This window comes from Bacteroides gallinaceum (assembly GCF_030373775.1).
In the GTDB taxonomy this organism is placed as follows: Bacteria; Bacteroidota; Bacteroidia; order Bacteroidales; family Bacteroidaceae; genus Phocaeicola; species Phocaeicola excrementipullorum.
The window spans coordinates 46,229-68,961 of sequence record NZ_JAUDEN010000005.1 but is presented as its reverse complement, the minus strand read 5'-3'; the positions used below and the strand labels follow the sequence as shown (position 1 = coordinate 68,961).

The 22,733-nt window shown below is 49.9% G+C and carries 21 protein-coding genes; 17 read left to right on the top strand and 4 right to left on the bottom strand.

Features of this window, described 5'->3' with window-relative positions; translation table 11 throughout:
* The 6 genes from QUW60_RS04455 to QUW60_RS04430 all read left to right on the top strand — a co-directional run bounded on the left by QUW60_RS04455 (position 1) and on the right by QUW60_RS04430 (position 6,858).
* A complete protein-coding gene (locus QUW60_RS04455) occupies positions 1-1,125 on the top strand; it encodes a glycerophosphodiester phosphodiesterase family protein (protein ID WP_289558713.1) in 1,125 nt (374 codons plus the stop codon).
* A gap of 6 nt (positions 1,126-1,131) precedes the next feature.
* Positions 1,132-2,586, top strand: coding sequence for an outer membrane protein assembly factor BamB family protein (locus tag QUW60_RS04450; protein ID WP_204429943.1), 1,455 nt, complete (start codon positions 1,132-1,134; stop codon positions 2,584-2,586).
* Positions 2,587-2,599: 13 nt separating this feature from the next.
* The gene (locus QUW60_RS04445; RefSeq protein ID WP_289558710.1) at positions 2,600-3,532 is read left to right on the top strand and encodes a glycerophosphodiester phosphodiesterase family protein; all 933 of its coding nucleotides are present in this window, start codon (positions 2,600-2,602) and stop codon (positions 3,530-3,532) included.
* A 107-nt stretch (positions 3,533-3,639) separates the two neighbouring features.
* Positions 3,640-4,272, top strand: coding sequence for an HAD family hydrolase (locus QUW60_RS04440; protein WP_289558709.1), 633 nt, complete (start codon positions 3,640-3,642; stop codon positions 4,270-4,272).
* Complete coding sequence (locus QUW60_RS04435) at positions 4,272-5,624, top strand: MFS transporter (protein WP_289558800.1); 1,353 nt, start codon at positions 4,272-4,274, stop codon at positions 5,622-5,624. The genes QUW60_RS04440 and QUW60_RS04435 overlap by 1 nt, the downstream gene beginning before the upstream one ends.
* A 217-nt stretch (positions 5,625-5,841) precedes the next feature.
* Positions 5,842-6,858, top strand: coding sequence for a porin (locus QUW60_RS04430; protein ID WP_289558707.1), 1,017 nt, complete (start codon positions 5,842-5,844; stop codon positions 6,856-6,858).
* 654 nt (positions 6,859-7,512) lie between these two features.
* On the opposite strand, the gene QUW60_RS04425 is transcribed toward QUW60_RS04430, so the two are convergent.
* Positions 7,513-8,754, bottom strand: coding sequence for a hypothetical protein (locus tag QUW60_RS04425; protein ID WP_289558705.1), 1,242 nt, complete (start codon positions 8,752-8,754; stop codon positions 7,513-7,515).
* A 176-nt stretch (positions 8,755-8,930) separates the two neighbouring features.
* On the opposite strand from QUW60_RS04425, the gene QUW60_RS04420 reads away from it, so the two are divergent.
* From QUW60_RS04420 to miaA, 11 genes are all read left to right on the top strand, one after another.
* Entirely contained in the window at positions 8,931-10,604 is a 1,674-nt protein-coding gene (locus tag QUW60_RS04420; protein ID WP_434736843.1) for a glycoside hydrolase family 10-like protein, read from the top strand.
* A gap of 127 nt (positions 10,605-10,731) precedes the next feature.
* Entirely contained in the window at positions 10,732-11,904 is a 1,173-nt protein-coding gene (locus QUW60_RS04415) for an AIR synthase-related protein (RefSeq protein ID WP_258337756.1), read from the top strand.
* Positions 11,897-12,169, top strand: coding sequence for a hypothetical protein (locus tag QUW60_RS04410; RefSeq protein WP_258337757.1), 273 nt, complete (start codon positions 11,897-11,899; stop codon positions 12,167-12,169). The genes QUW60_RS04415 and QUW60_RS04410 overlap by 8 nt, the downstream gene beginning before the upstream one ends.
* 5 nt (positions 12,170-12,174) lie before the next feature.
* Entirely contained in the window at positions 12,175-13,284 is a 1,110-nt protein-coding gene (prfA, locus tag QUW60_RS04405) for a peptide chain release factor 1 (RefSeq protein ID WP_258337758.1), read from the top strand.
* 71 nt (positions 13,285-13,355) lie between these two features.
* Positions 13,356-15,074, top strand: coding sequence for a DUF4153 domain-containing protein (locus QUW60_RS04400; protein WP_289558699.1), 1,719 nt, complete (start codon positions 13,356-13,358; stop codon positions 15,072-15,074).
* Between the two features lie 18 nt (positions 15,075-15,092).
* The gene (gene pyrF / locus QUW60_RS04395) at positions 15,093-15,917 is read left to right on the top strand and encodes an orotidine-5'-phosphate decarboxylase (protein WP_289558697.1); all 825 of its coding nucleotides are present in this window, start codon (positions 15,093-15,095) and stop codon (positions 15,915-15,917) included.
* Between the two features lie 239 nt (positions 15,918-16,156).
* The gene (gene lpxD / locus QUW60_RS04390; RefSeq protein ID WP_289558695.1) at positions 16,157-17,197 is read left to right on the top strand and encodes a UDP-3-O-(3-hydroxymyristoyl)glucosamine N-acyltransferase; all 1,041 of its coding nucleotides are present in this window, start codon (positions 16,157-16,159) and stop codon (positions 17,195-17,197) included.
* A gap of 5 nt (positions 17,198-17,202) precedes the next feature.
* The gene (locus tag QUW60_RS04385; protein WP_258337762.1) at positions 17,203-18,588 is read left to right on the top strand and encodes a bifunctional UDP-3-O-[3-hydroxymyristoyl] N-acetylglucosamine deacetylase/3-hydroxyacyl-ACP dehydratase; all 1,386 of its coding nucleotides are present in this window, start codon (positions 17,203-17,205) and stop codon (positions 18,586-18,588) included.
* A gap of 4 nt (positions 18,589-18,592) precedes the next feature.
* Positions 18,593-19,360, top strand: coding sequence for an acyl-ACP--UDP-N-acetylglucosamine O-acyltransferase (gene lpxA / locus QUW60_RS04380; RefSeq protein WP_289558693.1), 768 nt, complete (start codon positions 18,593-18,595; stop codon positions 19,358-19,360).
* 46 nt (positions 19,361-19,406) lie between these two features.
* Positions 19,407-19,955, top strand: coding sequence for an IS1096 element passenger TnpR family protein (locus tag QUW60_RS04375; RefSeq protein ID WP_258337764.1), 549 nt, complete (start codon positions 19,407-19,409; stop codon positions 19,953-19,955).
* 82 nt (positions 19,956-20,037) lie between these two features.
* Entirely contained in the window at positions 20,038-20,952 is a 915-nt protein-coding gene (gene miaA / locus QUW60_RS04370; RefSeq protein ID WP_289558691.1) for a tRNA (adenosine(37)-N6)-dimethylallyltransferase MiaA, read from the top strand.
* Positions 20,953-20,977: 25 nt separating this feature from the next.
* Here miaA and QUW60_RS04365 read toward each other — a convergent pair whose 3' ends face one another.
* Genes QUW60_RS04365 through QUW60_RS04355 form a run of 3 tightly spaced genes read right to left on the bottom strand, consistent with a single transcriptional unit; the run spans position 20,978 to position 22,634 of the window.
* The gene (locus tag QUW60_RS04365) at positions 20,978-21,973 is read right to left on the bottom strand and encodes an AI-2E family transporter (protein WP_258337766.1); all 996 of its coding nucleotides are present in this window, start codon (positions 21,971-21,973) and stop codon (positions 20,978-20,980) included.
* Positions 21,970-22,326 carry a hypothetical protein gene (locus QUW60_RS04360; protein WP_289558690.1) on the bottom strand — a complete coding sequence of 119 codons (357 nt, stop codon included), beginning with the start codon at positions 22,324-22,326 and terminating at the stop codon, positions 21,970-21,972. The genes QUW60_RS04365 and QUW60_RS04360 overlap by 4 nt, the downstream gene beginning before the upstream one ends.
* The gene (locus QUW60_RS04355) at positions 22,323-22,634 is read right to left on the bottom strand and encodes an FtsB family cell division protein (protein ID WP_258337768.1); all 312 of its coding nucleotides are present in this window, start codon (positions 22,632-22,634) and stop codon (positions 22,323-22,325) included. Before QUW60_RS04355 ends, QUW60_RS04360 begins: the two co-directional genes overlap by 4 nt.
* Positions 22,635-22,733: the final 99 nt, after the last annotated feature.

The window sequence follows — 22,733 nt, the reverse complement described above, 5'->3', positions numbered from 1 at the left end:
ATGATAAAGGCTTTTAAGTTTTTCATGCTTGTATCTGTCATGTCCTTCTATGCCTGTGGCTCCGATTCGATAGAAGGAGGTGCGGCATCTGCATCCATAGCGGTTGAGGCTTCTGCCAATGAGGTCGGTTATGGAGAAGGCGTGACATTTACGCTCCAGAATGTGACGGAATCAGATGTAGCTTCTGTCTGTTGGGATTTCGGTGACGGTGAAACATCTGATGCATTTTCTCCGTCACATGCTTATCGTATACCTGATGATTATACGGTAGTGGCTTCTGTAATCTTGTCTACTGGAGAGGTGAAAGAATATAAGACTTTGGTAAAGGTTTTTGCCGAAGAAATAAATTCGACAGTCCGTCTTTCTATTCCTGAATCTTTGACAGACAGGCATTATCAGGTATGTGCACATCGTGGATATTGGAAGGAAGCTCCGGAAAATTCGGTTTCCGCTATCGAGAAGGCTATACAGAACGGCATTGATTTCATCGAGATTGATGTGCGGATGACGGAAGACAACGAGCTTGTGTTGATGCACAACGCTACGATAGATGAAACCACTAATGGAACAGGTAAGGTTTCTGACTTGACATTCGAAGAGATAAAGTCTTACTATTTGTATTTTGACGGTCGACAGACAATGGAACATGTACCTTCATTGGCAGAGGCGCTGATGGCGGCAAGAGGGAAGATATATGTGGATATTGACATGAAGATCTCGGATTACCGTTCCGTTTACAATATAGTGAAACAATGCGGTATGCTGTCTCAAAGTATGTTTACCGTTTACGAGTTGCAGGATGCGTCCAATTTGTTGAACATTGACAAGACGGTGAATGTGTTTCCGGTTGTTTACACAATGGATGACTTAGACGGCTTTATGTCTTTAGTTGATAAACTTGCTATCGTTCAATTCAATTCGGAGGCTTGGAAAAACGATATTTTGGAGAAAGCATATAGTAACGGGATAGCCGGATTCATGAATGTCTATGTCAATGACGATGATACTCCATATACGGACAACTATCAGAAAGTAAACAGGTTTGTCAGTTTGGGAGGAACTGTCGCACAGACGGATTTTCCTGTCGAGTTAAAAAAATATCTTGACAACTTAAAAAGAGATTAACAGCGTATGAAAAAACTAATATGGATGGCAGCGGCGTTTGTATTGATAACCGCCTGCCAAGATGATGATAAAGTGAATACTAAGCCGGTGGCTGCATTCAAGGCTACGGCTACTACAGTGGAAGTGGAACAAAGCATTTCGTTTACCAATCTGTCGTTTGACGAAGACGGTCAGATAAGCCGCTGGCAATGGGATTTCGGAAACGGAACAACATCGGAAGAAGAGAATCCTACCATTTCCTATAGTGAGCCAGGTGATTACAAGGTGGTGTTGACTGTATGGGACAATCAGGGGCAGCAGAATGCAAATTCCTTTGATAAGACCATTGCTGTCAAGGAAAAATCATTATCAGATGAGGAACCGGAACTGATATGGGAATATGCTACCACTACGGGATTCCAGGATGCTTCTTTGGCAGTTGATAATCAAGGGAACATCATTTTCGGTTGCGATGCCAATAACAGCCGCGGTGATTATAACATTGCGGTGCTGAATAATAACGGCGAAGAACAATGGACTTATAAGGCGGGTGATGTGGTAAGAAGTACACCGGCTGTTGCTGATGACGGAACGTTCTACATCGGCAGTTATGATGATAATTTGTATGCGTTCAAAGCGGAGTCTTCAACCATTTTGGGTACATACGATACGAATGACAATGTGAAATATACTTCTCCGGCTGTGGATACGGACGGAACTGTATATTATGGAGGTGACAATCAAAAGTTATGTGCTCTTTCAGCTGTTTCGATGAGTGAATTGTGGAGTGCGGATTGCGGCGGTGACATACAGTCTCCGGTGGTTATCGGTGACGATGCCGTATATGTCTGCAACAACAGTGGCAAGATGCTGGCTTTCGCCAAGGCAGATGGTTCTAAACTTTGGGAAATAGAATATGGAGCGTCTTGTACGGCTGCACCGGCTTTGGGTGAAGACGGAACGATTTATATGTGCGGCAACACGTCTGACGGAGGCATCGTCATGGCTGTAAATGCTGCCGATGGAACTGTCAAATGGCAGTCGCCAAGTGTATCGAAATACGACAACAGCGGAATTGCGCTTGACTTGAGCGGGCGTCTGTATGTCGGTGACAGTGACGGCGTGATGACTTGCTACAGCCAATCGAACGGAGATATGGTTTGGACATTCCGCAGCCAGGGAAGGATTCGCTGTACACCTGCCATAACCGATAACGGAAATATCTGTTTCGGAGACGGTGCCGGCTATTTCTACATCCTGAATGAAGAAGGCAAGCAAGTATATAAGGAAGTCAAGCTGGGCAATGAGATTTATTCATCGCCGGCAATAGGCAGTGACGGTACGGTTTATATTTGTGTGAATGTCGAGACAAACCAACAGCCGGGCAGATTGTGCGCATTCCGGACAACCGCTACCGGGGCAATGAAAGGCTGGTCAATGCGGGGAGGTAACAGTTTAAGAAACGGTCGTCGTTCAAATTAAAAAGGTTTTCAATATGAGGTATTTTATATATATGGTATGTGTCTGCTTGTTGACATTGTCATCTTGCGGACCGAAAGAGAAGAATAATTCAATTGCTGAGAAACCAGTCATTGAAAAGAAGAGTGTATCTGTTACCGAAAATTTAGCGTCCGAAGGAATCTTAGTGGTTTCGCATCGTGGTGATTGGCGCAACACTCCTGAGAACTCGTTACAGGCTATTCAGAATTGCATAGACATGGGAGTGGATATGGTGGAAATAGATTTGAAAAAGACAAAAGACGGGTATTTGGTCTTGATGCACGATAAGACCATCGACCGTACGACAACGGGCAAAGGAAAACCTGAAGACTATACGCTTGCAGAGCTGAGGGAATTCTTCTTGAAAGGAGGGCACGGTCAGAAGACCCGTCATAAAATCCCTACCTTCGAAGAAGTGATGATGCTTTGCAAAGGTAAGATAATGGTGAACGTAGACAAGGGATACGATTACTTTAAGGATGCATACGCCGTATTGGAAAAAACAGCTACGGTAGACCAGTGTGTGATAAAGTCGAACCATCCGTATGAAAAGGTGAAGGCCGAAAATGGGGAAGTCTTGGACAAGATGGTCTTTATGCCGGTGGTAAACCTGCATAAGGAGGGAGCGGAAGCCCTTATCGACGGTTACCTGGAGCATATGAAACCCAAAGCGTTTGAGCTGGTTTTCAATAATGATTCGCCCGAAGTGTTGCGTCTCATCAAGAAGGTAAAAGACAGTGGGGCTAAGATATTCATCAATTCTTTGTGGCCTGAACTCTGTGGAGGACACGATGATGACCGTGCGGTGGAATTGGGCGAACCGGAGGAAAGCTGGGGATGGATTATCAATCAAGGAGCCAAGCTTATTCAGACAGACCGTCCGGCTCTTCTCTTGGACTATCTGAGAGATAAGGGGTTGCATCAATAAAGGTTGAATGGAGCTTTTATAATTGTCTGCATGGTTCCGTAAGGCCATGCAGACAATATAAGCCATTCTCAGAAACTGTTTCTCAGTCTCCAAACACTGTGTTAGGTATGATTAAGAATTTAATATTCGATTGGGGCAATGTATTGATAGATGTATCTGTGGAACGCTTTGCCAAGTCCTGCAAAGCGTTCGGGATACAGTTCGCTGATGATGAAGTCGGCAGTGCCCATAAAGCCGGTTTTTTCTTGGAATATGAGAAAGGAAACCTGTCTGATTGTGAATTTAGAAACGAAATACGTGCAAGGGCTTCCGTGATTCTTTCGGATGAGGAAGTCGATTCGGTTTGGAATGGAATGTTGGGCAGGATTCCTGTAGAGAAATTGCAACTCCTGTATATGCTGAAGGATACATACAATTTATATCTTTTGAGCAATACCAATTCTATACATTGGAACACGTTTTCCAAGAAAAGTTTCGATTATAGAGGATTAAATGCCGATGATTTTTTTAAGGGAATCTACCTTTCCTATAAGTTGCATACGGCAAAGCCTGATTCGGTTATATTCCATAAAGCCGTTGAGGATGCCGGAATAGATGTGAGGGAGACCTTATTCATTGATGACTCTTTTGCCAATTGCATGACAGCTCGGTCTTTAGGGATGAGCGTCTTGCATTATAAGCCGGGTGATAATTTGGAGAGTTGTATATTAAAAGAATTAGAACAAAAAGAAATGATATGATTTTAAAATCAATAATTGAGTTTTATAAAGTATCCAAGCCGAAACCTTGTGGAGACGGATGGACACCTGAATCGGAACGGAGGCTGAAGCACCTGCAGTGGTCCACTTTCCTTTCCGCCACGTTAGGGTACGGTATGTATTACGTCTGCCGTTTGAGTCTGAATGTGGTGAAAAAACCCATTGTAGAAGAAGGCATTTTTTCGGAAACCGAACTGGGAATCATCGGCTCGGTGCTGTTCTTCACCTATGCTATAGGAAAGTTCACCAATGGATTTTTGGCGGACAGAAGCAATATCAGGCGTTTTATGTCGACAGGTCTGTTGGTGACAGCACTTGTGAACCTGTGTTTGGGCTTTATCCATTCGTTTGTCCTGTTCGCCGTGCTTTGGGGAATCAGCGGATGGTTTCAGTCGATGGGAGCTGCTTCGTGCGTGGTGGGTTTGTCGCGTTGGTTTGATGACAAAAAACGTGGTTCGTTCTACGGATTCTGGTCGGCAAGCCACAACATTGGCGAGGCGTTGACCTTTATCATCGTGGCTTCCATCGTGAGCGCATCCGGCTGGCGTTACGGATTTTGGGGGGCCGGATTGGTGGGCTTACTGGGAGCGTTAATTGTATGGAACTTTTTCCATGACACGCCGCAAAGCAAGGGACTGCCTCCTGTAAATCAGCCTAAAGCGAAGAAAGTGTTGACCGAGGCAGAGACTGCTGACTTCAATAAGGCGCAAAAGCGGGTGCTGCTGATGCCTGCCATTTGGATATTGGCATTATCGAGCGCATTTATGTACATCAGTAGGTATGCCGTAAACAGTTGGGGGGTATTCTATCTGGAAGCGCAGAAAGGATACGATACGCTGGATGCCAGCTTCATTATCTCCATCGGCTCGGTATGCGGTATTGTCGGCACGGTATTGTCGGGCTTCGTGTCAGACCGCTTGTTCAAAGGCAAGCGTAATGCTCCTGCATTGATATTCGGTTTGTTGAATACCTGTGCCTTGTGTCTGTTCCTGCTGGTTCCCGGCGTGCATTATTGGCTGGACGTGACGGCAATGATATTGTTCGGTCTGAGCATCGGTGTGCTGCTTTGTTTCCTGGGCGGGTTGATGGCGGTAGATATTGCTCCTCGCAACGCTTCGGGGGCGGCATTGGGCGTGGTCGGCATAGCCAGCTACGTGGGCGCAGGCATCCAGGATGTGATGAGCGGGATTCTGATAGAGGGGAACAAGGCGGTGGTAAATGGTGTAGAAACATACGACTTTACCGCTATTAACTGGTTCTGGATAGGCGCGGCACTGTTGTCAACACTCTGTGCTCTGTTGGTTTGGAATGTAAAACCCGGAGGGGATAAATGAGTAAATGTCCATATTCAGACAATGTAGGGGCGTATGCAATACGCTCCTACAAGCAAATCCGTTCATATAAGTAAGTGCGCAAAATTAAATAATATTATCAGAAATACAATTTTTTGCTGATTAAACACAGACTATCAGCAAAATTATCTGCATTTCTGAACAGACAGATTCTGTATAAACTAATTCTCAACATCTACTTATTTTTAAAGTTTGGTCTATGAAGAAAGCTATATTTGCATTGCTTGTTGCGTTTGATGCAATAGGGATTGCAGCGCAAGAGGTAAGTTGGAAAGACTACTTGCCGGAAGTGCACGGAACGTTGAGAGGCAAGTACGAGTATCAGACCGCTACTGGAGAACAGCGTTTTCAGGTGCGCACCGCAAGAGTGAGCGTTACGGGAAATGTAACTCCCATCGTAAGCTATAAAGCCGAAATAGACCTTTGCGATGAGGGAGAAATCAAGATGCTGGATGCTTACGCACGGGTTACTCCATTAAAAGGATTTTATATTACAGCCGGACAGATGCGTGTACCGTTTACGATCGACGCGCACCGCTCGCCTCACTTGCAGTATTTTGCCAATCGTTCGTTTATCGCCAAGCAGATGGGAAGTTTGCGTGATGCTGGCGCTACATTAAAGTATGTGCGTAAAGAAGGGTTCCCTTTTTCGCTGGAAGCAGGTTTGTTCAGCGGTTCGGGACTGACAGAGCAAAAAGGCTGGCACAAGGCCCTTTCGTATTCGGCAAAGTTGGAATTAACTCCTTTTAAAGGCTATAACCTCACATTGAGCACACAGCGTATCCGTCCTACAGACCGGAACATTTATATGTATGATATAGGCACCTTTTACAACTGGAATAACTGTCATTTCGAAGTGGAAACCATGTATAAGGAGTATGCCAATTCCTCGTTTAAGAGCGTATGGGCGGTGGATGCTTTTGTGAATTACGATTGGTTTATCCGGAAAAAGAAAAGTTTGTTCAAAAAGGTTTCTCTCCTTGCCCGTTTCGATTATATGGGCAACAACAGCGATGGCACATTAGACGAACAAGGGGAGTTCTTGATTACTGATTATGAACGCAAGCGCATCACAGGAGGCCTGACGTTCAGTTTCGGGAAACCGTTTCAGGCAGATCTTCGTTTGAATTATGAGAAGTATTTCTATTCAGACCGCTCGTTTGCTTTGGAATCGGAACAAGACAAACTGGTGGTGGAGATGATGGTGAGGTTCTGATTTTCAAATTTCACATTTTATTTCATTGCTGTCCGATACAGTTGCCTCGGCCGGAATCATCGCTTGCAGCCACGTAACCGTTGCCATAGCGTTCGGCAGGCGACAATATTGAAGCTCATAAAAGATTATAAAAACGAAAGACTGCATCACCCGAAAACAAACTTTACACAGAATCAGAATCCCAACTTTGCTTATTTTAAAATCCGTGCCGGACGGAAGAGATGTTGCAAGGATGTTACGATCCGGACAAAAATAAAGAATCAGAAGGCTGCCGACAACCCCCCTCCATATGCCCCCTTTAACATATCCCGCAAATCAAGTTCGCCAACAAATCAAAAAATAAAGGGTAAGGGTTTCTTTCTTTATTTTTTATTTATATATAAGGTGTAATTTGACCTTCGTGGTCCCGTTCGTGGTTCCCTTATCTTCACAAATATTTGATTCACAAAAAGTTAAGTGTGACTTTCGTGGTTCCCTACCCATTTTTAAGTTAAATAAACCACGTATTTAATTAAATAACATCACAAGCGATGTGTAACAAAATGAGCCGTCAGCCCAAGTGACCTGACGGCTCATTTCAATCAGAATGACGGGAAAGATAAAAAAAATGTCCCGTCATCTTTTTTCACCCGTGCAGAGAAGCGCCGGACAGGCTCAGAACTGGAACAGCGCCGTAAACACGACACGGTTGTTCTTCACCAGATGCGTGTCGACAATCCGCCCCTTGGCATTGTTGTCGCCATACCAGGCTCCCGTCCACGTATATTCTACGCCGAACTTCCAGTTCGGACGGTTATAAGTCAGTTCTGCCCCCAACGTATTCAGCTGGTCAAGATCGGTCCCGGTGCCGATAAGGTTCGCCACCTTATCCGACGCCCCGAGGTTCTTCAGATAACCGGCAAACACGCCGCCGCGGAATGTCTTTCCGTACATCACGTTCACCCACGTATGCGACACGCGCAACGGAGCATACTCCTGCTCGCCCGTCTGCGGGTCGACAGATTTCACGCCATATCCGCCCACGGTGCTGGTTTGTGTCAGATTGGTGCTCAGCACGCTCTTGGCAGCAATCATCAGCCGGTCGCGCGTATACTTCAGATGAGCTTCGCCCGACACGCCCGTCACACGCTCGCTCACTTTATAGACACCGCCCGACGTTTCCGACTGGACACGGGGAGTGACGGACGACACATGCACGCCTGCCCCGAGCAGCAAGTTCGGATTCTTGTAGTCCATGCCCGCATAAAACTCCGGCACGCAACTGTTCTTGATATAATTCTGGCTCTTTGCCGTAGAAGTTTCTCCCGCCTTGTTTGATGCTGGTCCGACCGACAGATACTGCATCTGCCATACCGCGGCCGCGGTAAACACGAAGTGCTTCGATGTATAGCGGTAGCGCACCTGCGGAGCGCGGCTGAAAGGCTGGTAGGGCGCGCCCATGTTCAGGTTCAGTATCTCCGGAGCCACGTCGCCGTAAAGCGGATGCCAGTACTGCCCCACGCGGAGGGCCGACTTGCCCCAGTCGAAATTGAAGTAGGCATGGCGGATACGGACAAGCGAATAAGTAGTTCCGGAACCGCGGAAATCCACTTCCAGCTTGGCGGAAGTCTTCGCCTTGCCCAGCATCGGACCGGCCACGTCTACCCCGAGGCGCGAATACAGCGTATAGAAATTGCCGTCGGGCTTGGCGTTCAGGTCCTCCCCGCGCGCATCGGGAGCCACATCCTTCGGATACATATAGAACAGTCCGTCCACGGTTTCCGAATTGGAACGGCTGTTATAAAACAGGTCAGTGCGTACCTGGCCGTAAAACTTATAACTGAAATTCTTTTTCTGGGCCTGCGCCCCGAACGCAACGGCGGCAAAAGCTACCCATAAGACAAGTTTCTTTTTCATTTTTAAAGTTCCTCAACTAAACGGAAGCAAAAGTATGAATTATCTGAAAAATCACAAAATGAATCAGAAACAATAAAAATACAGAATACTTTGTATCTTTGCTGATCCAACGCATAAACGATACGGACATGAAAAGAAAAAACAGCAACAACAGACGGAATGCCGGAATCCCGGCATTGGGAAGAAGCCTGCTCACCCTGCTGGCGGCACTCGTGTGCCTGCATGCGGCAGCCTTCGCCCCTCAGCCCAAACACGAAATCAGAGCCGTATGGCTGGCCACCCTGGGAGGGATGGACTGGCCGCGCCAGAAGGCCGTGTCCGCATCCGCAACCGCTGCGCAGAAAGCGGAACTTTCTGCCCGGCTGGACGCGCTGAAGGAAGCGAACTTCAACACCGTGCTCTTCCAGACGCGGCTGAGAGGGGACGTGGTTTATCCCTCGCAGATAGAGCCTTTTGCCGAATGCCTGACCGGACATACGGAACAGAATCCGGGATACGACCCGCTCCGGTTTGCCGTTGAAGAATGCCACAAAAGAGGGCTGGAACTTCACGCCTGGATTGTCTGCATCCCGATAGGAAACAAACGCCAGGTAAGCCTGCACAAGAACAGCGTGGTGAAAAAGCAGCCCGGACTCTGCAAGTTCTTCAACGGAAGCTGGTATCTCGACCCCGGAAATCCGGGAACAGCCGACTATCTGACACGGATAGCCAAAGAAATCGTGACCAGATACGATGTGGACGGCATCCATCTGGACTACATCCGCTATCCGGAACAGGGCGAAAAGTTTCCGGACAAAGACACTTACCGCAAATACGGACGCGGAAAGGAACTCAGGCAATGGAGGCGCGACAACATCACACGCATCGTGCGGAGCATATACACCGAGGTCAAGAAGCTGAAGCCTTGGGTAAAGGTAAGCAGCTCGCCCATAGGAAAATACGACGACACAAGCCGGTATTCGTCGCACGGATGGAACGCATACGGCACGGTATATCAGGATGCGCAAGGCTGGCTGGAAGAAGGCATCCACGACGCGCTGTTCCCCATGATGTACTTCCGGAAGAACCAGTTCTACCCGTTCGCGCTCGACTGGAAGGAGAACAGGCACGGGCGGTGGATCGTGCCCGGACTGGGCATCTACTTCCTCCATCCGGGAGAACAGGACTGGAGCATCGGCGAAATCACGCGCCAGATTTTCTTCACGCGGGGAATCGGACTGGACGGACAGGCTTACTTCCGCAACAAATACCTGCTCGACAACACGAAGGGCCTGCTTGACCTGCTGAAACAGCACTTCTATGCCTGCCCGGCCGTAGTGCCTCCGATGACGTGGGCAGACTCAGTCGCCCCAAGCAGTCCCGCAGGAACGCAAATCGCCCTCAGCGGAAAGAGCATCCGCATGCAATGGAACCCTTCGTCCGACAACACGCAAGCCGGCATCTATTACCGGATCTACGCATCGAACTCCTGCCCGGTAGATACGGACAACCCGGAAAACCTGATATCCGCACGCACGGACAGTTGCCGGTTCGCCTATACCCCTTCTCTCCCCTGGCAGCAAAAGGTCTACTGGGCGGTGACGGCCGTCGACCGCTTCGGGAACGAAAGCGCGCCGTCTGCCTTCAACCGGAAGGACGAAAACACGCCGGAAATATTCGGCGAAAACATTCCGGACGTGCCCGAAGGATATACGCTAATCGTGAGCGATGCAACCGGCATCGAGCTTTTCCGGACCACAGATCCGGCAAAAGACATTCCGGCCAGACTGAAGCCCGGGCTCTTCCGCTTCAGCCTGCTTGCTCCTGACGGCACGGTCACGCTTGTCGGCGTATACACCAGACAACAATAAGCAAGTGTGCAAAATTTTGTATAAACTGATTCCCAACATCTACTTATATCCGATAATTTATGGGAAAAAGCGGAATTATCGCTAAATTTGCACATTCAAATGATTATAAATATAATATCATATACTCATGAGCAACCAACGATACATGCAACGCGGCGTATCCGCATCGAAAGAGGATGTGCACAACGCCATCAAGAACATTGACAAAGGCATTTTTCCGAAAGCATTCTGCAAAATCATCCCTGACATACTGGGAGGAGATCCCGAATACTGCAACATCATGCACGCCGACGGAGCCGGCACGAAATCTTCGCTGGCCTACCTGTACTGGAAAGAAACAGGCGACCTGTCGGTGTGGAAAGGCATCGCGCAAGACGCGCTGATCATGAACATCGATGACCTGCTCTGCGTGGGAGCCGTCGACAACATCCTGGTTTCGTCCACCATCGGACGCAACAAACTGCTGGTGCCGGGAGAGGTCATCTCGGCCATCATCAACGGAACCGACGAACTGCTTGCCGAACTCCGCGAAATGGGTGTGGGAGTCTATGCCACGGGAGGAGAAACAGCCGACGTGGGCGACCTGGTGCGCACCATCATCGTTGACTCTACCGTGACCTGCCGCATGAAGCGCGCCGACGTGATCGACAACGCCAACATCCGCCCGGGCGACGTAATCGTGGGACTGGCTTCTTACGGACAGGCCACTTACGAAAAGGAATACAACGGAGGAATGGGAAGCAACGGACTGACCAGCGCACGGCACGACGTGTTCGCCAAATACCTGGCCGCGAAATATCCGGAAAGCTACGACCATGCCGTGCCCGAAGAACTGGTGTACAGCGGAGGCCTGAAACTGACCGACGCCGTGGAAGGATCGCCCGTCGACGCAGGCAAGCTGGTGCTCTCTCCCACACGCACCTATGCGCCGGTGGTGAAGAAGCTGCTCGATGCGCTCCGCCCGCAGATTCACGGAATGGTGCATTGCTCGGGAGGCGCGCAGACCAAGGTGCTCCACTTTGTGGGCGAGAACTGCCGCGTGGTGAAGGACAATCTTTTCCCGGTTCCTCCTCTCTTCCGCACCATCAAGGAGCAGAGCGGAACGGACTGGGACGAAATGTACAAGGTGTTCAATATGGGACACCGGCTGGAAGTCTATCTCTCGCCGGAACACGCCGAAGAGGTCATCGCCATCTCGAAATCGTTCAACATCGACGCGCAGATCGTGGGCCGCATCGAAGAAAGCGAACGCAAGGAACTGATTATCCGCAGCGAGTTCGGGGAGTTCAGGTATGAGTAAAATGGAAGGAAAGAAACGTCCGGCAGGAGTATATGTCGCATTGGCCATCCTCGTGGTGGGGGTAGGACTGAGCATCGTTGCCGACTGGCTGGGAAGTCCCTTCCTGAAGTCGTTGGCTCTCGTGCTTCCGTGCGGTCTGGCGGGATATGCCGTCAGCGTCTACATGTTCGACATAAAGCCTTTCCGGACAACGGCAGGGCGGCTCTTCTATGCCGCAATCATACTGCTGGTGACGATAGCTTTTTGGCTCATTGATATTTATTGAAGAAAATGACAGGAAACAATACATTACTGGAAAAACTGGAGGGACTGGTTTCCCGCTTCGAAGAGGTTTCGACCCTGATAACCGACCCTTCCGTCATTTCCGACCAGAAACGGTACGTGAAGCTGACCAAGGAATACAAGGACCTGAACGACATCATGAAGGCACGCAAGGAATACGTGCAATGCCTCAACGGGCTGGAAGAAGCCAAGGCCATGATGAACGAGAGCGATCCGGAAATGAAGGAAATGGCACGCGAGGAAGCGGCCCGGTGCGAAGCGCGCCTTCCGGAACTGGAAGAAGAAATCAAGCTCCTCCTTATCCCTGCCGACCCGCAGGATGACCGCAACGCCATCCTGGAAATCCGCGGAGGAACGGGAGGGGACGAAGCCGCCATCTTTGCCGGCGACCTGTTCCGCATGTACTCGAAATACTGCGAATCGAAGGGCTGGAAACTGGAGGTGTCGAGCGCAAGCGAAGGAGCGTCCGGAGGATTCAAGGAAATCATCTGCTCGGTGACGGGCGAAAAAGTTTACGGAACGCTGAAATACGAGTCGGGCGTACACCGCGTGCAGCGCGTGCCGGCCACCGAAACGCAGGGACGCGTGCATACGTCGGCCGCATCGGTAGCGGTATTGCCCGAAGCGGAACCTTTCGATGTGGAAATCAACGAGGGGGAAATCAAGTGGGATACGTTCCGAAGCAGCGGAGCCGGAGGACAGAACGTGAACAAAGTGGAATCGGGTGTCCGCCTGCGATACAACTGGAAGAACCCGAACACGGGCGCAACGGAAGAAATTCTGATCGAGTGTACCGAAACACGCGACCAGCCGAAAAACAAGGAGCGCGCGCTGGCGCGTCTGCGCACTTTCATCTACGACAAGGAACACCAGAAATATATCGACGACATCGCATCGAAACGCAAGACAATGGTGAGCACGGGCGACCGGTCGGCAAAGATACGCACCTACAACTATCCGCAGGGACGCATCACCGACCACCGCATCAACTACACCATCTACAACCTGGCCGCTTTCATGGACGGTGACATACAGGACTGCATCGACCATCTGATTGTGGCCGAAAATGCCGAAAGGCTGAAGGAAAGCGAACTATAACCCCAAGTGTCTGATCCGGACAAGCCTCTCTTCCGGGAGGGGCTGGAGAGGCTCTTTAATTACCTGAAGACATGGCAAGTAACTTTATCGAAAAAGCGGTTTACACCATAGCGGAAGCGTTTCAGAATTGCCTGAAACGCTTCCCGGTCACAGTATGCTTCGTGTTTGCCCTGACCGGACACCTGATTTATCTGTGCGCATCCGACGGAAAGGTGCCGGACGACAAGCTGTTCTACACCATCAGCTACTACTTCTCCGTAGGAACCCTGCTTTCGCTCACTCTCCATCTGTGGAGCGAGGAGATAAAGCGGAAAGCGGCCAAGGCCGTCACGCACCTGACCGGACACCTGCTTCTGCTGGCCGACACGTTCTTTCTTTACACGCTGTCGCCGGAACAGTCGTGGACGGAAATCATCATCGCCCACGCTGCCGCCATACTGGCTCTGGGGCTTTCGGTGTTCTTCCTTTCGTTCTTCCGGGAGAAGAATGACGTGCCGAGCTGGAACTTCGCCCTGTCAAGCCTCGGCTCGTTCGTCACGGCCAACGTCATGGGAAGCATCATGAGCGGAGGCATCTGCCTGCTGCTGTTCTCCCTGCACCAGCTCTTCAACCTGGATATTAAGCCCAAAGGATACGGCTATATCCTCATTCTCTGCAACGTACTGCTCGCCATGATGCTGTTTTTGGGACTCCTGCCGAAAGGAGAGGCCAAGCACGACCGCAAGCCGCTTGTCCGGAGTTTCCTGAACACGGCGGCGCACTATCTTTTTCTGCCGCTCACCGGAGCCTACCTGCTGGTGCTGTATGTATATGCCGCAAAGATACTGATCAGCTGGGAACTGCCCGACGGGTGGGTGTCGTGGCTGGTCACGGCCCTCATGACGGGATGCATCGCAATCGAATTCAGCATCTACCCTACCCGCATGGCATTGTCCGGCAGATGGGACGAACGCATCGCCCGCTGGCTTCCGGTGCTTGTCCTGCCTCTGCTCGTCCTCATGAGCGTGGGCATCGTACGCCGGCTCAATGACTACGGAATTACCGTCAACCGCCTGTATCTCGCCACCTTCAACGCGTGGTGCTATGCGGTGTGCATCGGACTGTTCGTCACCCGGGCCAGACGCATCAACTGGATTCCGATTTCCTTCGCAGCCACCTTTCTGCTGACTTCCGCTTTGCCGGTGAACTTTGCCAGCATAACTCGCCGGACTTTGCGGCACGACATCGAACAGCTGACGGCACAAGTGGACAAAGACAAGCTGCCATTTTCAAACCGCCAGTACGAGGAGTGGCTGAACACGCTTCCCAGAGAAACCGCAACGGATGTAAACGACAAGCTCGCCTACATGCGGCACACCTTCGGACGGGAAAGTATCCGCGACATTGTGGCAGAGGATGTGTACTTCTACGACAAGGTAGAAACCGCATCCGAAAGATCGCACCTGCTCGTCTGTTCGTTCGATGAAACGAAACCGATGGAAATACCCGAAGGATATACACGGTTCATCGGGGACAGCCAGGATACATTCTTCTTCTCCGCAGAGGAATGCCGGACAGGAACATTGGCCGTCCCTTTAAACAGATGGATCGAAAACTCCGAAGACTCCATATCCATAGACATCAAGACGCTGGAAGAATGGGACAAGAAAGAAGAGTCCGGAAACATTCCTCCGCCCCGAATCAACAGCAAGTCGGGGAACCATGTGTTCTATATAACTTATTTCTGCTATGATCCGAAACAGGGCAGCGGGCCTTCCCTCCGACTGAGCGGCTACCTATTCATGAAATAACCATCAAAACAAACCGATATGAACAAACAACAACTCTTTGAAAACATCAAGCGCAAGAAATCATTCCTCTGTGTGGGACTGGACACCGACATCAAGAAAATTCCGGAACACCTGCTGAAAGAGGAAGATCCCATCTTCGCCTTCAACAAAGCCATCATAGATGCAACCGCACCCTACTGCATCGCCTACAAGCCGAACCTCGCCTTCTACGAAAGCATGGGCGTAAAGGGCTGGATCGCATTCGAGAAAACGGTGCAGTACATCAAATCAAACTATCCCGACCAGTTCATCATCGCCGACGCAAAGCGGGGTGACATCGGAAATACGTCCGCCATGTATGCGCGCACCTTCTTCGAGGAACTCGACATCGACTCCGTAACCGTTGCCCCCTACATGGGCGAAGACAGCGTAACCCCGTTCCTCACCTACAAAGGCAAATGGGTTATCCTGCTGGCCCTGACATCTAACAAAGGCTCGCACGACTTCCAGCTCACGGAAGACAAGGACGGCGAACGCCTGTTTGAGAAAGTGCTCCGCAAATCGCAGGAATGGGCGAACGACGAGAACATGATGTACGTGGTGGGAGCCACACAGGGACGCATGTTCGAAGACATCCGCAAGATCGTTCCCAGCCACTTCCTGCTGGTTCCGGGAATCGGCGCGCAAGGCGGCTCGCTTGAGGAAGTATGCAAATACGGCATGACACCCGAATGCGGGCTGATCGTGAACTCCAGCCGTGCCATCATCTATGCCGACAAGACGGAAAGCTTTGCGGAAACCGCCGGCAAAGAGGCACACAAAGTGCAGATGCAGATGGAAGAACAGCTCAAAAACATATGCTGAAACGGGCCTGCCCGGAATCCTTCTTTTTGATACGTGAGGAAGCAGTACACGTTGTCACTCAGAATCTCCGGGCAGCCAGTCGCAAGAAATTAAGGGGGGGCATCTGCAAATAACTGACTTTTTCGACGGCTATGTAAAAAAAAAATATTTAATTTGCATAATTAAGTAGTAAGTATGCTTTGTACTGCAACATTACAGGCAACCGAAATAAGAAAACCAAGGAACAAAAGACGATAATTATGGAGTTCTCAGCGAAACAGATTGCGGAATACATCGGAGGAACAATCATAGGAGATGAAAATGCCAAAGTGCATACCTTCGCAAAGATAGAAGAGGGTGTGCCGGGGGCCTTGTCGTTCCTTTCCAATCCGAAATATACACATTATATATATAGTACACAGTCGTCAATCGTACTGGTGAACAACGATTTCTGCGCAGAGCACGAAATCAAGGCCACGCTCATAAAGACAGCAAACGCCTATGACAGCCTGGCCAAGCTGATGACTCTATACGAACAGAGCATGCCCAAGAAAAGCGGCATCAGCCCGCTGGCCTCCATCGCCGAAAACACAAAAATCGGCAGCAATGTATATATCGGACCTTTCGCCTGCATCGAAGAAGGCGCGGAAATCGGCGACAACTCCTATATCCACCCGCATGTAACCGTAGGCTGTCACGCAAAAGTGGGAGCAAACACCATATTATATCCCAATGTGACAATCTATCACGACTGCCGCATCGGGAACAACTGTATCCTGCACGCCGGAGCGGTCGTAGGAGCAGACGGCTTCGGATTCGCTCCCACACCGGAAGGCTATGAAAAGATCCCCCAGATCGGAATCACTGTCATTGAAGACAATGTGGAAATCGGAGCCAACACATGCGTCGACCGTGCCACCATGGGCGCCACCATCGTACACTCGGGCGTAAAGCTGGACAATCTTATACAGATCGCACACAACGTGGAAATAGGAAGCCATACGGCTATCGCTTCACAGACCGGCATCGCAGGCTCGGCAAAAATAGGAGAATGGTGTGTGTTTGCCGGCCAGGTGGGAATCGCAGGACACATCAAAGTGGGCGACCATGTAACGGTGGGGGCACAGTCCGGCATACCCGGAAATACAAAACCGGGGCAGACACTGATGGGATACCCAGCCATCGACCCGAAACTTTTCGCACGCTCTGCCGCCATCTACAAGAAACTTCCTGACATGTACGTAGAGCTGGGACGCCTTCAGAAAGAAATCGAAGAATTGAAAAAACAACTAAATAAATAAGACCCATGTTGAAACAACAAACATTAAAAGGCAGCTTCTCACTGAACGGCAAAGGGCTTCACACGGGAGTGAAACTTACCGTTACGTTTAATCCTGCTCCCGAACACCACGGGTATAAGATTCAACGCATCGACCTTGATGACCAACCGATCATTGACGCAGTTGCCGAAAATGTAGTGGACACCACCCGAGGAACGGTTTTGGCCAAGAATGGGATAAAAGTCAGCACGGTAGAACACGCGCTGGCCGCACTCTATGCAGCCGGCATCGACAACTGTCTGATACAGGTGGACGGCCCGGAAATACCGATTCTGGACGGAAGTGCCAAAGCCTATGTTGAATGTATCAAACGGGTGGGAATCGAAGAGCAGACAGCTCCCAAAGACTATTATATCATCAAATCCAAGATAGAGTTCAGGGACGAACAAAACGGTTCGTCAATCATCGTGCTGCCTGACGACAAGTTCAGCGTAGACACGCTCATCTCGTATGATTCGAAGATTCTGACAAACCAGTATGCCACATTGGAGAACATGGAAGAATTTCCCGCCGAAATCGCTTCGGCGCGCACATTCGTGTTCGTCCGCGAAATCGAGCCGCTGCTCAACGCGGGACTCATCAAGGGAGGGGATCTGGACAACGCCATCGTAATCTACGAAAAGCAGATGACGCAGGAGAACTTCGACAAGCTGGCAGATGTCATGGGAGTGCCCCACATGGATGCCAGCCATCTGGGATATATCAACCACGTGCCTCTGGTATGGCCCAACGAACCGGCGCGCCACAAACTGCTTGACATCATCGGCGACATGGCGCTGATCGGGAAGCCTATCAAAGGACGCATCATCGCAACCCGCCCGGGACATACCATCAACAACAAGTTTGCCCGCCAGATGCGGAAGGAAATCCGCCAGCACGAGATACAGGCTCCGGTCTACAACTGCAATGAGGCTCCGCTGATGGATGTGAACCGCATCCGGGAACTTCTTCCGCACCGCTACCCGTTCCAGCTGGTAGACAAGGTGATCGGAATAGGAGCCAACTACATCATCGGAGTAAAGAACGTAACTTCCAACGAACCGTTCTTCCAGGGACATTTCCCGCAGGAACCGGTCATGCCGGGTGTCTTGCAGATCGAAGCAATGGCGCAAGTGGGAGGACTGCTGGTGCTCAACTCCGTAGACGAGCCTGAAAAATATTCAACTTACTTCCTCAAAATAGACAACGTGAAGTTCCGGCAGAAAGTAGTTCCCGGCGATACGCTGATTTTCCGCGTGGAGCTGATGGCACCTATCCGCCGCGGAATCTCCACAATGAAAGGATATGTTTTCGTAGGCGAAAGAATCGTCTGCGAAGCTGAGTTTATGGCACAAATCGTAAAAAACAAATAAAGATATGATAAGTCCACTTGCATATATAGACCCGGATGCACAAATCGGAGAAAACGTAGAAATCGGACCATTCGTGTTTATTGACAAGAACGTAGTGATAGGCGACAATAACGTAATCATGCCTAATGCAAACATACTCTACGGTTCACGCATTGGCAACGGAAACCGGATTTTCCCGGGAGCCGTCATTGGCGCCATTCCTCAGGACTTGAAGTTTCATGGGGAAGAAACCACGGCCGAAATAGGCGACAACAATACAATCAGAGAAAATGTAACAATCAACCGGGGAACTGCAGCTAAAGGAAAGACAATCGTGGGCAACAACAACCTGCTTATGGAAGGGGTACACGTGGCGCACGACGTGTGGGTAGGAAGCGGATGCATCGTGGGAAACTCCACAAAAATGGCGGGAGAAGTCATCATCGACGACAACGCTATCGTGAGCGGAGGTGTGCTCATGCACCAGTTCTGCCGTGTGGGAGGATATGTGATGATTCAGGGCGGATGCCGGTTCAGCAAGGACATACCTCCTTTCATCATCGCAGGACGCGACCCCATCGCCTATTGCGGAATAAACATTGTGGGACTGCGCCGGCGGAACTTTTCGAACGAGCTGATCGAAAACATCCATAACGCCTACCGAATCATCTACAACAGCGGAAAAATCGTTTCGGAAGCCCTGGAACAGGTACGCAAAGAAGTCCCGATGAGCAAGGAAATCGAATACATCATTTCTTTTGTCGAGGGTTCGCAACGTGGAATCATCCGATAACAGCATATTATCTTACACAATTGACTAAAAATGAAAGGACAAGACAATGGTATATAAATTTAGAATCATATCCGATGAAGCCGATGATTTTCTGAGAGAAATCAAAATCGACTCTGAAGCCACATTTTACGACTTGCACGAAGCGATATTGAAATGCACGGGCTATAAAGATGACCAGATGACTTCTTTCTTTATCTGCGACGACGACTGGGAAAAGGAAACGGAAATCACACTGGAAGACATGGGACAAAGCTCTTCAGAAGAAGACACCTACGTCATGAAGGATACCAGACTGAGCGAACTGCTCGAAGACGAAAAGCAGAAAATGCTCTATGTGTTCGACCCGCTGTCGGAACGTGTGTTCTTCATCGAGCTCTCTGAAATAATCACCGGAAAGGATCTGGACAAAGCCGTATGCTCGCGCAAGTCCGGCGAAGCGCCCCAACAGATTATCGACTTTGACGAACAGATGAATACGAACAGCGCACTCGACCTTGACGAGAACTTTTATGGAGATGAAGAATACGACATGGAAGACTTTGATCAGGAAGGATACGGAATGGACAACGAAAATCCATACGACGACAAATATTAATCAAAATCATTCACAGAAACACAAGGGTGCGTCAAAGGATGTAATGTACATCAATGACACACCCTTGTGTCGTTTAGAGCCAATGGACAAACAATCTACATTAATCGTGCTGGTCGGTCCGACCGGAGTAGGAAAAACAGAACTGAGCCTATCGATTGCGGAAAGATACCATACATCAGTCATCTCTTCCGACTCACGCCAGCTATATGCCGACCTGAAAATCGGAACGGCAGCTCCTACGCCCGAACAACTGCAAAGGGCCAGGCATTATTTTGTAGGAACACTGCAACTGACAGACTACTACAGCGCAGCCCGATATGAAGCCGAGGTGATGAAAGAGCTGGAATCGCTTTTCAAGCAAAACCCGGTACAACTGATGACGGGCGGGTCAATGATGTATGTCGACGCTGTTTGCAAAGGTATAGACGACATCCCAACCGTAGACAAGGAAACACGCGAACTGATGCTCCGACGCTATGAAACGGAAGGGCTTGAAAGGCTGTGCAGCGAACTGAAGCTGCTGGACCCGGAATACTACAGGATTGCAGACCTGAAAAACCCGAAGCGGGTGATCCATGCGCTGGAAATCTGCTACATGACAGGAAAGACCTATACCTCGTTCCGCACGCAGACGCAGAAGGAACGCCCGTTCAACATCATAAAGATCGGGCTCAAGCGCGAGCGTGAAGAACTTTACGAGCGGATCAACCGCCGCGTAGACCTGATGATGGAGGAGGGCCTGCTGGAAGAAGCCAAACGGGTCTACCCCTACAGGCACCTGAATTCGCTGAACACGGTAGGCTACAAAGAACTCTTCAAGTATCTCAACGGGGAATGGACCCTTGACTTTGCGGTGGAGAAGATAAAGCAGAACTCGCGAATCTATTCACGCAAGCAGATGACATGGTTCAAGCGTGATCCCGACATCCGCTGGTTTCATCCCGACAGCCATGCGCAAATCTTGCAGTTCCTCGATGAGAGCCTGACAAACGGATAGCCGGACAAGGCACGCCCCTCCCCCTCTACTCATCCATAAGATACTCCTTGCGGAACATGTCGAGGAACAGCAGGAACAGGGAAACGAGCAAAGGCCCGAAAATCACTCCCATGAAACCGAACAGCGGCAAGCCTGCCACCACTCCGAAAATCGTGATCAGCGGATGCACGTTTGCCATCTTTTTCTGCAGAATGAAGCGGATCAGGTTGTCGCACTGAGAAATGACGATGCCGCCATACGCCAGCATAACCACTGCACTGACCCAGTCGCTCACCACCAGGAAATAGACCGTGATGGGAATCCAGACCAAAGCCGTGCCCACAATCGGAATGATTGAAGCGAAAGCCGTCAGCATCGCGCTCAGAACCGGATTGGGCGCACCGCTGAGAAGATAGCCGCCGAATGAAATGACGCCCTGAATGACTGCCAGCAAAGGGATGCCTATGGCGTTTGAACGCACCATCAGCTCCACCTTCCCCAACACCTCACGCTTGTTCTGCTCTTCGAAAGGCAGCAGCGACGACACATAATGCTCCATCTGCCTCCCCTCCAAAAGCATGAAGAACAGAAGCATGATGGCAACGCCCAGATTCACAAACAAATCGCTCACGCCCGACATGACGGACTGTCCGATGGAGGATGCCTGGGAAACGATGAACGAAAGGGACTTTTCTGAAAGCAGATCGAAGCCCGTATTGATCTTGATGAAGTCGATCACCTTCATGGCCGGCCGGATTATGGCTTCCGTGTCAAAGTGCATCTTGGAAATCTGACCGACAAGTATCCAGATGAACAACGACAGGGGAATCAGGATAAAAAGCGACACGCCGATGGTCACCAGCCACACAGCCAGCGTATGGTTCATCTTCTTCTGAAGCCAGAACGTAAAGTTCCGGAGCAGCAGATACAAAGTGAAGCCTCCCAGAATTCCATTCATGAAAGGCTCAGCCTGCCGGAAAAGGATATAGCCCAGTCCGATGATGAAGATGATCAGCGAGTATTTCCAGTATTTTTCTTTCATCGGCTGTTCTTTTTTTCTTTTGCCTCTTCCTGGGGTATGCGGAAAGCCGTATACAGCTCCAGTACAGCGGAAACGGCCAGACACACAATCCACTCGTTGCGATGCCACAGCAGCATCACCACACCTGTCAATATCAGCAGCATCGCACCCAGAATCTGCTGGCGGCGCAAACGCTTTATCATTACGTTGGTGCCCGAATAGCCCGAAACCACCACCTGCACATAGGCAAACAGCACGGCTCCCAGCAAATAGACATACGGAGCACACTCAAACTTGAAGAACTGCAACGCCAGTCCCGCAAACAAAACCAGCGTTCCGCAAAACGCCACTGTATCTGCTACTTTCGCACTCATTCCTTTTCTGTATCTTTTTGAAAAACAAATATGTCTTCGTTCTCCTGCTTCATCAGATAACGCTCGCGGGCCACTTTTTCCAAAGCGTCTTTATTGCCCGTAATCTCTTTCAGCATCTTGCTGTCCTCCTCATACCGCTGGCGGTAGCGTTCTATTTCTGTCTTCAGCGCATGAATCTCCCGCCGGTGCTCGAAACGCCGGATCAGGCTGTTCTCGTCGAACACACCGATAATCAAAAGGAAAATGACGGTAACCACCCAATACTTATGCCGCCCGATAAACGACCATATCACAGAAAGCTTGTTCATAAACTCAATTGAATTAACAAAGACAAAGATACGCATTATTTCAAAGCAACCCCATGCAAAAGAAAAAGATTTTGCGTACATTTGCATGAACAAACAAAA

Bases quoted from the DNA above. Each gene is read 5' to 3' on its own strand.
- QUW60_RS04455 (WP_289558713.1), top strand. From the start codon at position 1: ATGATAAAGGCTTTTAAGTTTTTCATGCTTGTATCTGTCATGTCCTTC.
- QUW60_RS04450 (WP_204429943.1), top strand. From the start codon at position 1,132: ATGAAAAAACTAATATGGATGGCAGCGGCGTTTGTATTGATAACCGCC.
- QUW60_RS04445 (WP_289558710.1), top strand. From the start codon at position 2,600: ATGAGGTATTTTATATATATGGTATGTGTCTGCTTGTTGACATTGTCA.
- QUW60_RS04440 (WP_289558709.1), top strand. From the start codon at position 3,640: ATGATTAAGAATTTAATATTCGATTGGGGCAATGTATTGATAGATGTA.
- QUW60_RS04430 (WP_289558707.1), top strand. From the start codon at position 5,842: ATGAAGAAAGCTATATTTGCATTGCTTGTTGCGTTTGATGCAATAGGG.
- QUW60_RS04425 (WP_289558705.1), bottom strand. From the start codon at position 8,754: ATGAAAAAGAAACTTGTCTTATGGGTAGCTTTTGCCGCCGTTGCGTTC.
- QUW60_RS04415 (WP_258337756.1), top strand. From the start codon at position 10,732: ATGAGCAACCAACGATACATGCAACGCGGCGTATCCGCATCGAAAGAG.
- QUW60_RS04410 (WP_258337757.1), top strand. From the start codon at position 11,897: ATGAGTAAAATGGAAGGAAAGAAACGTCCGGCAGGAGTATATGTCGCA.
- prfA (WP_258337758.1), top strand. From the start codon at position 12,175: ATGACAGGAAACAATACATTACTGGAAAAACTGGAGGGACTGGTTTCC.
- QUW60_RS04400 (WP_289558699.1), top strand. From the start codon at position 13,356: ATGGCAAGTAACTTTATCGAAAAAGCGGTTTACACCATAGCGGAAGCG.
- pyrF (WP_289558697.1), top strand. From the start codon at position 15,093: ATGAACAAACAACAACTCTTTGAAAACATCAAGCGCAAGAAATCATTC.
- lpxD (WP_289558695.1), top strand. From the start codon at position 16,157: ATGGAGTTCTCAGCGAAACAGATTGCGGAATACATCGGAGGAACAATC.
- QUW60_RS04385 (WP_258337762.1), top strand. From the start codon at position 17,203: ATGTTGAAACAACAAACATTAAAAGGCAGCTTCTCACTGAACGGCAAA.
- lpxA (WP_289558693.1), top strand. From the start codon at position 18,593: ATGATAAGTCCACTTGCATATATAGACCCGGATGCACAAATCGGAGAA.
- QUW60_RS04375 (WP_258337764.1), top strand. From the start codon at position 19,407: ATGGTATATAAATTTAGAATCATATCCGATGAAGCCGATGATTTTCTG.
- miaA (WP_289558691.1), top strand. From the start codon at position 20,038: ATGGACAAACAATCTACATTAATCGTGCTGGTCGGTCCGACCGGAGTA.
- QUW60_RS04365 (WP_258337766.1), bottom strand. From the start codon at position 21,973: ATGAAAGAAAAATACTGGAAATACTCGCTGATCATCTTCATCATCGGA.
- QUW60_RS04360 (WP_289558690.1), bottom strand. From the start codon at position 22,326: ATGAGTGCGAAAGTAGCAGATACAGTGGCGTTTTGCGGAACGCTGGTT.
- QUW60_RS04355 (WP_258337768.1), bottom strand. From the start codon at position 22,634: ATGAACAAGCTTTCTGTGATATGGTCGTTTATCGGGCGGCATAAGTAT.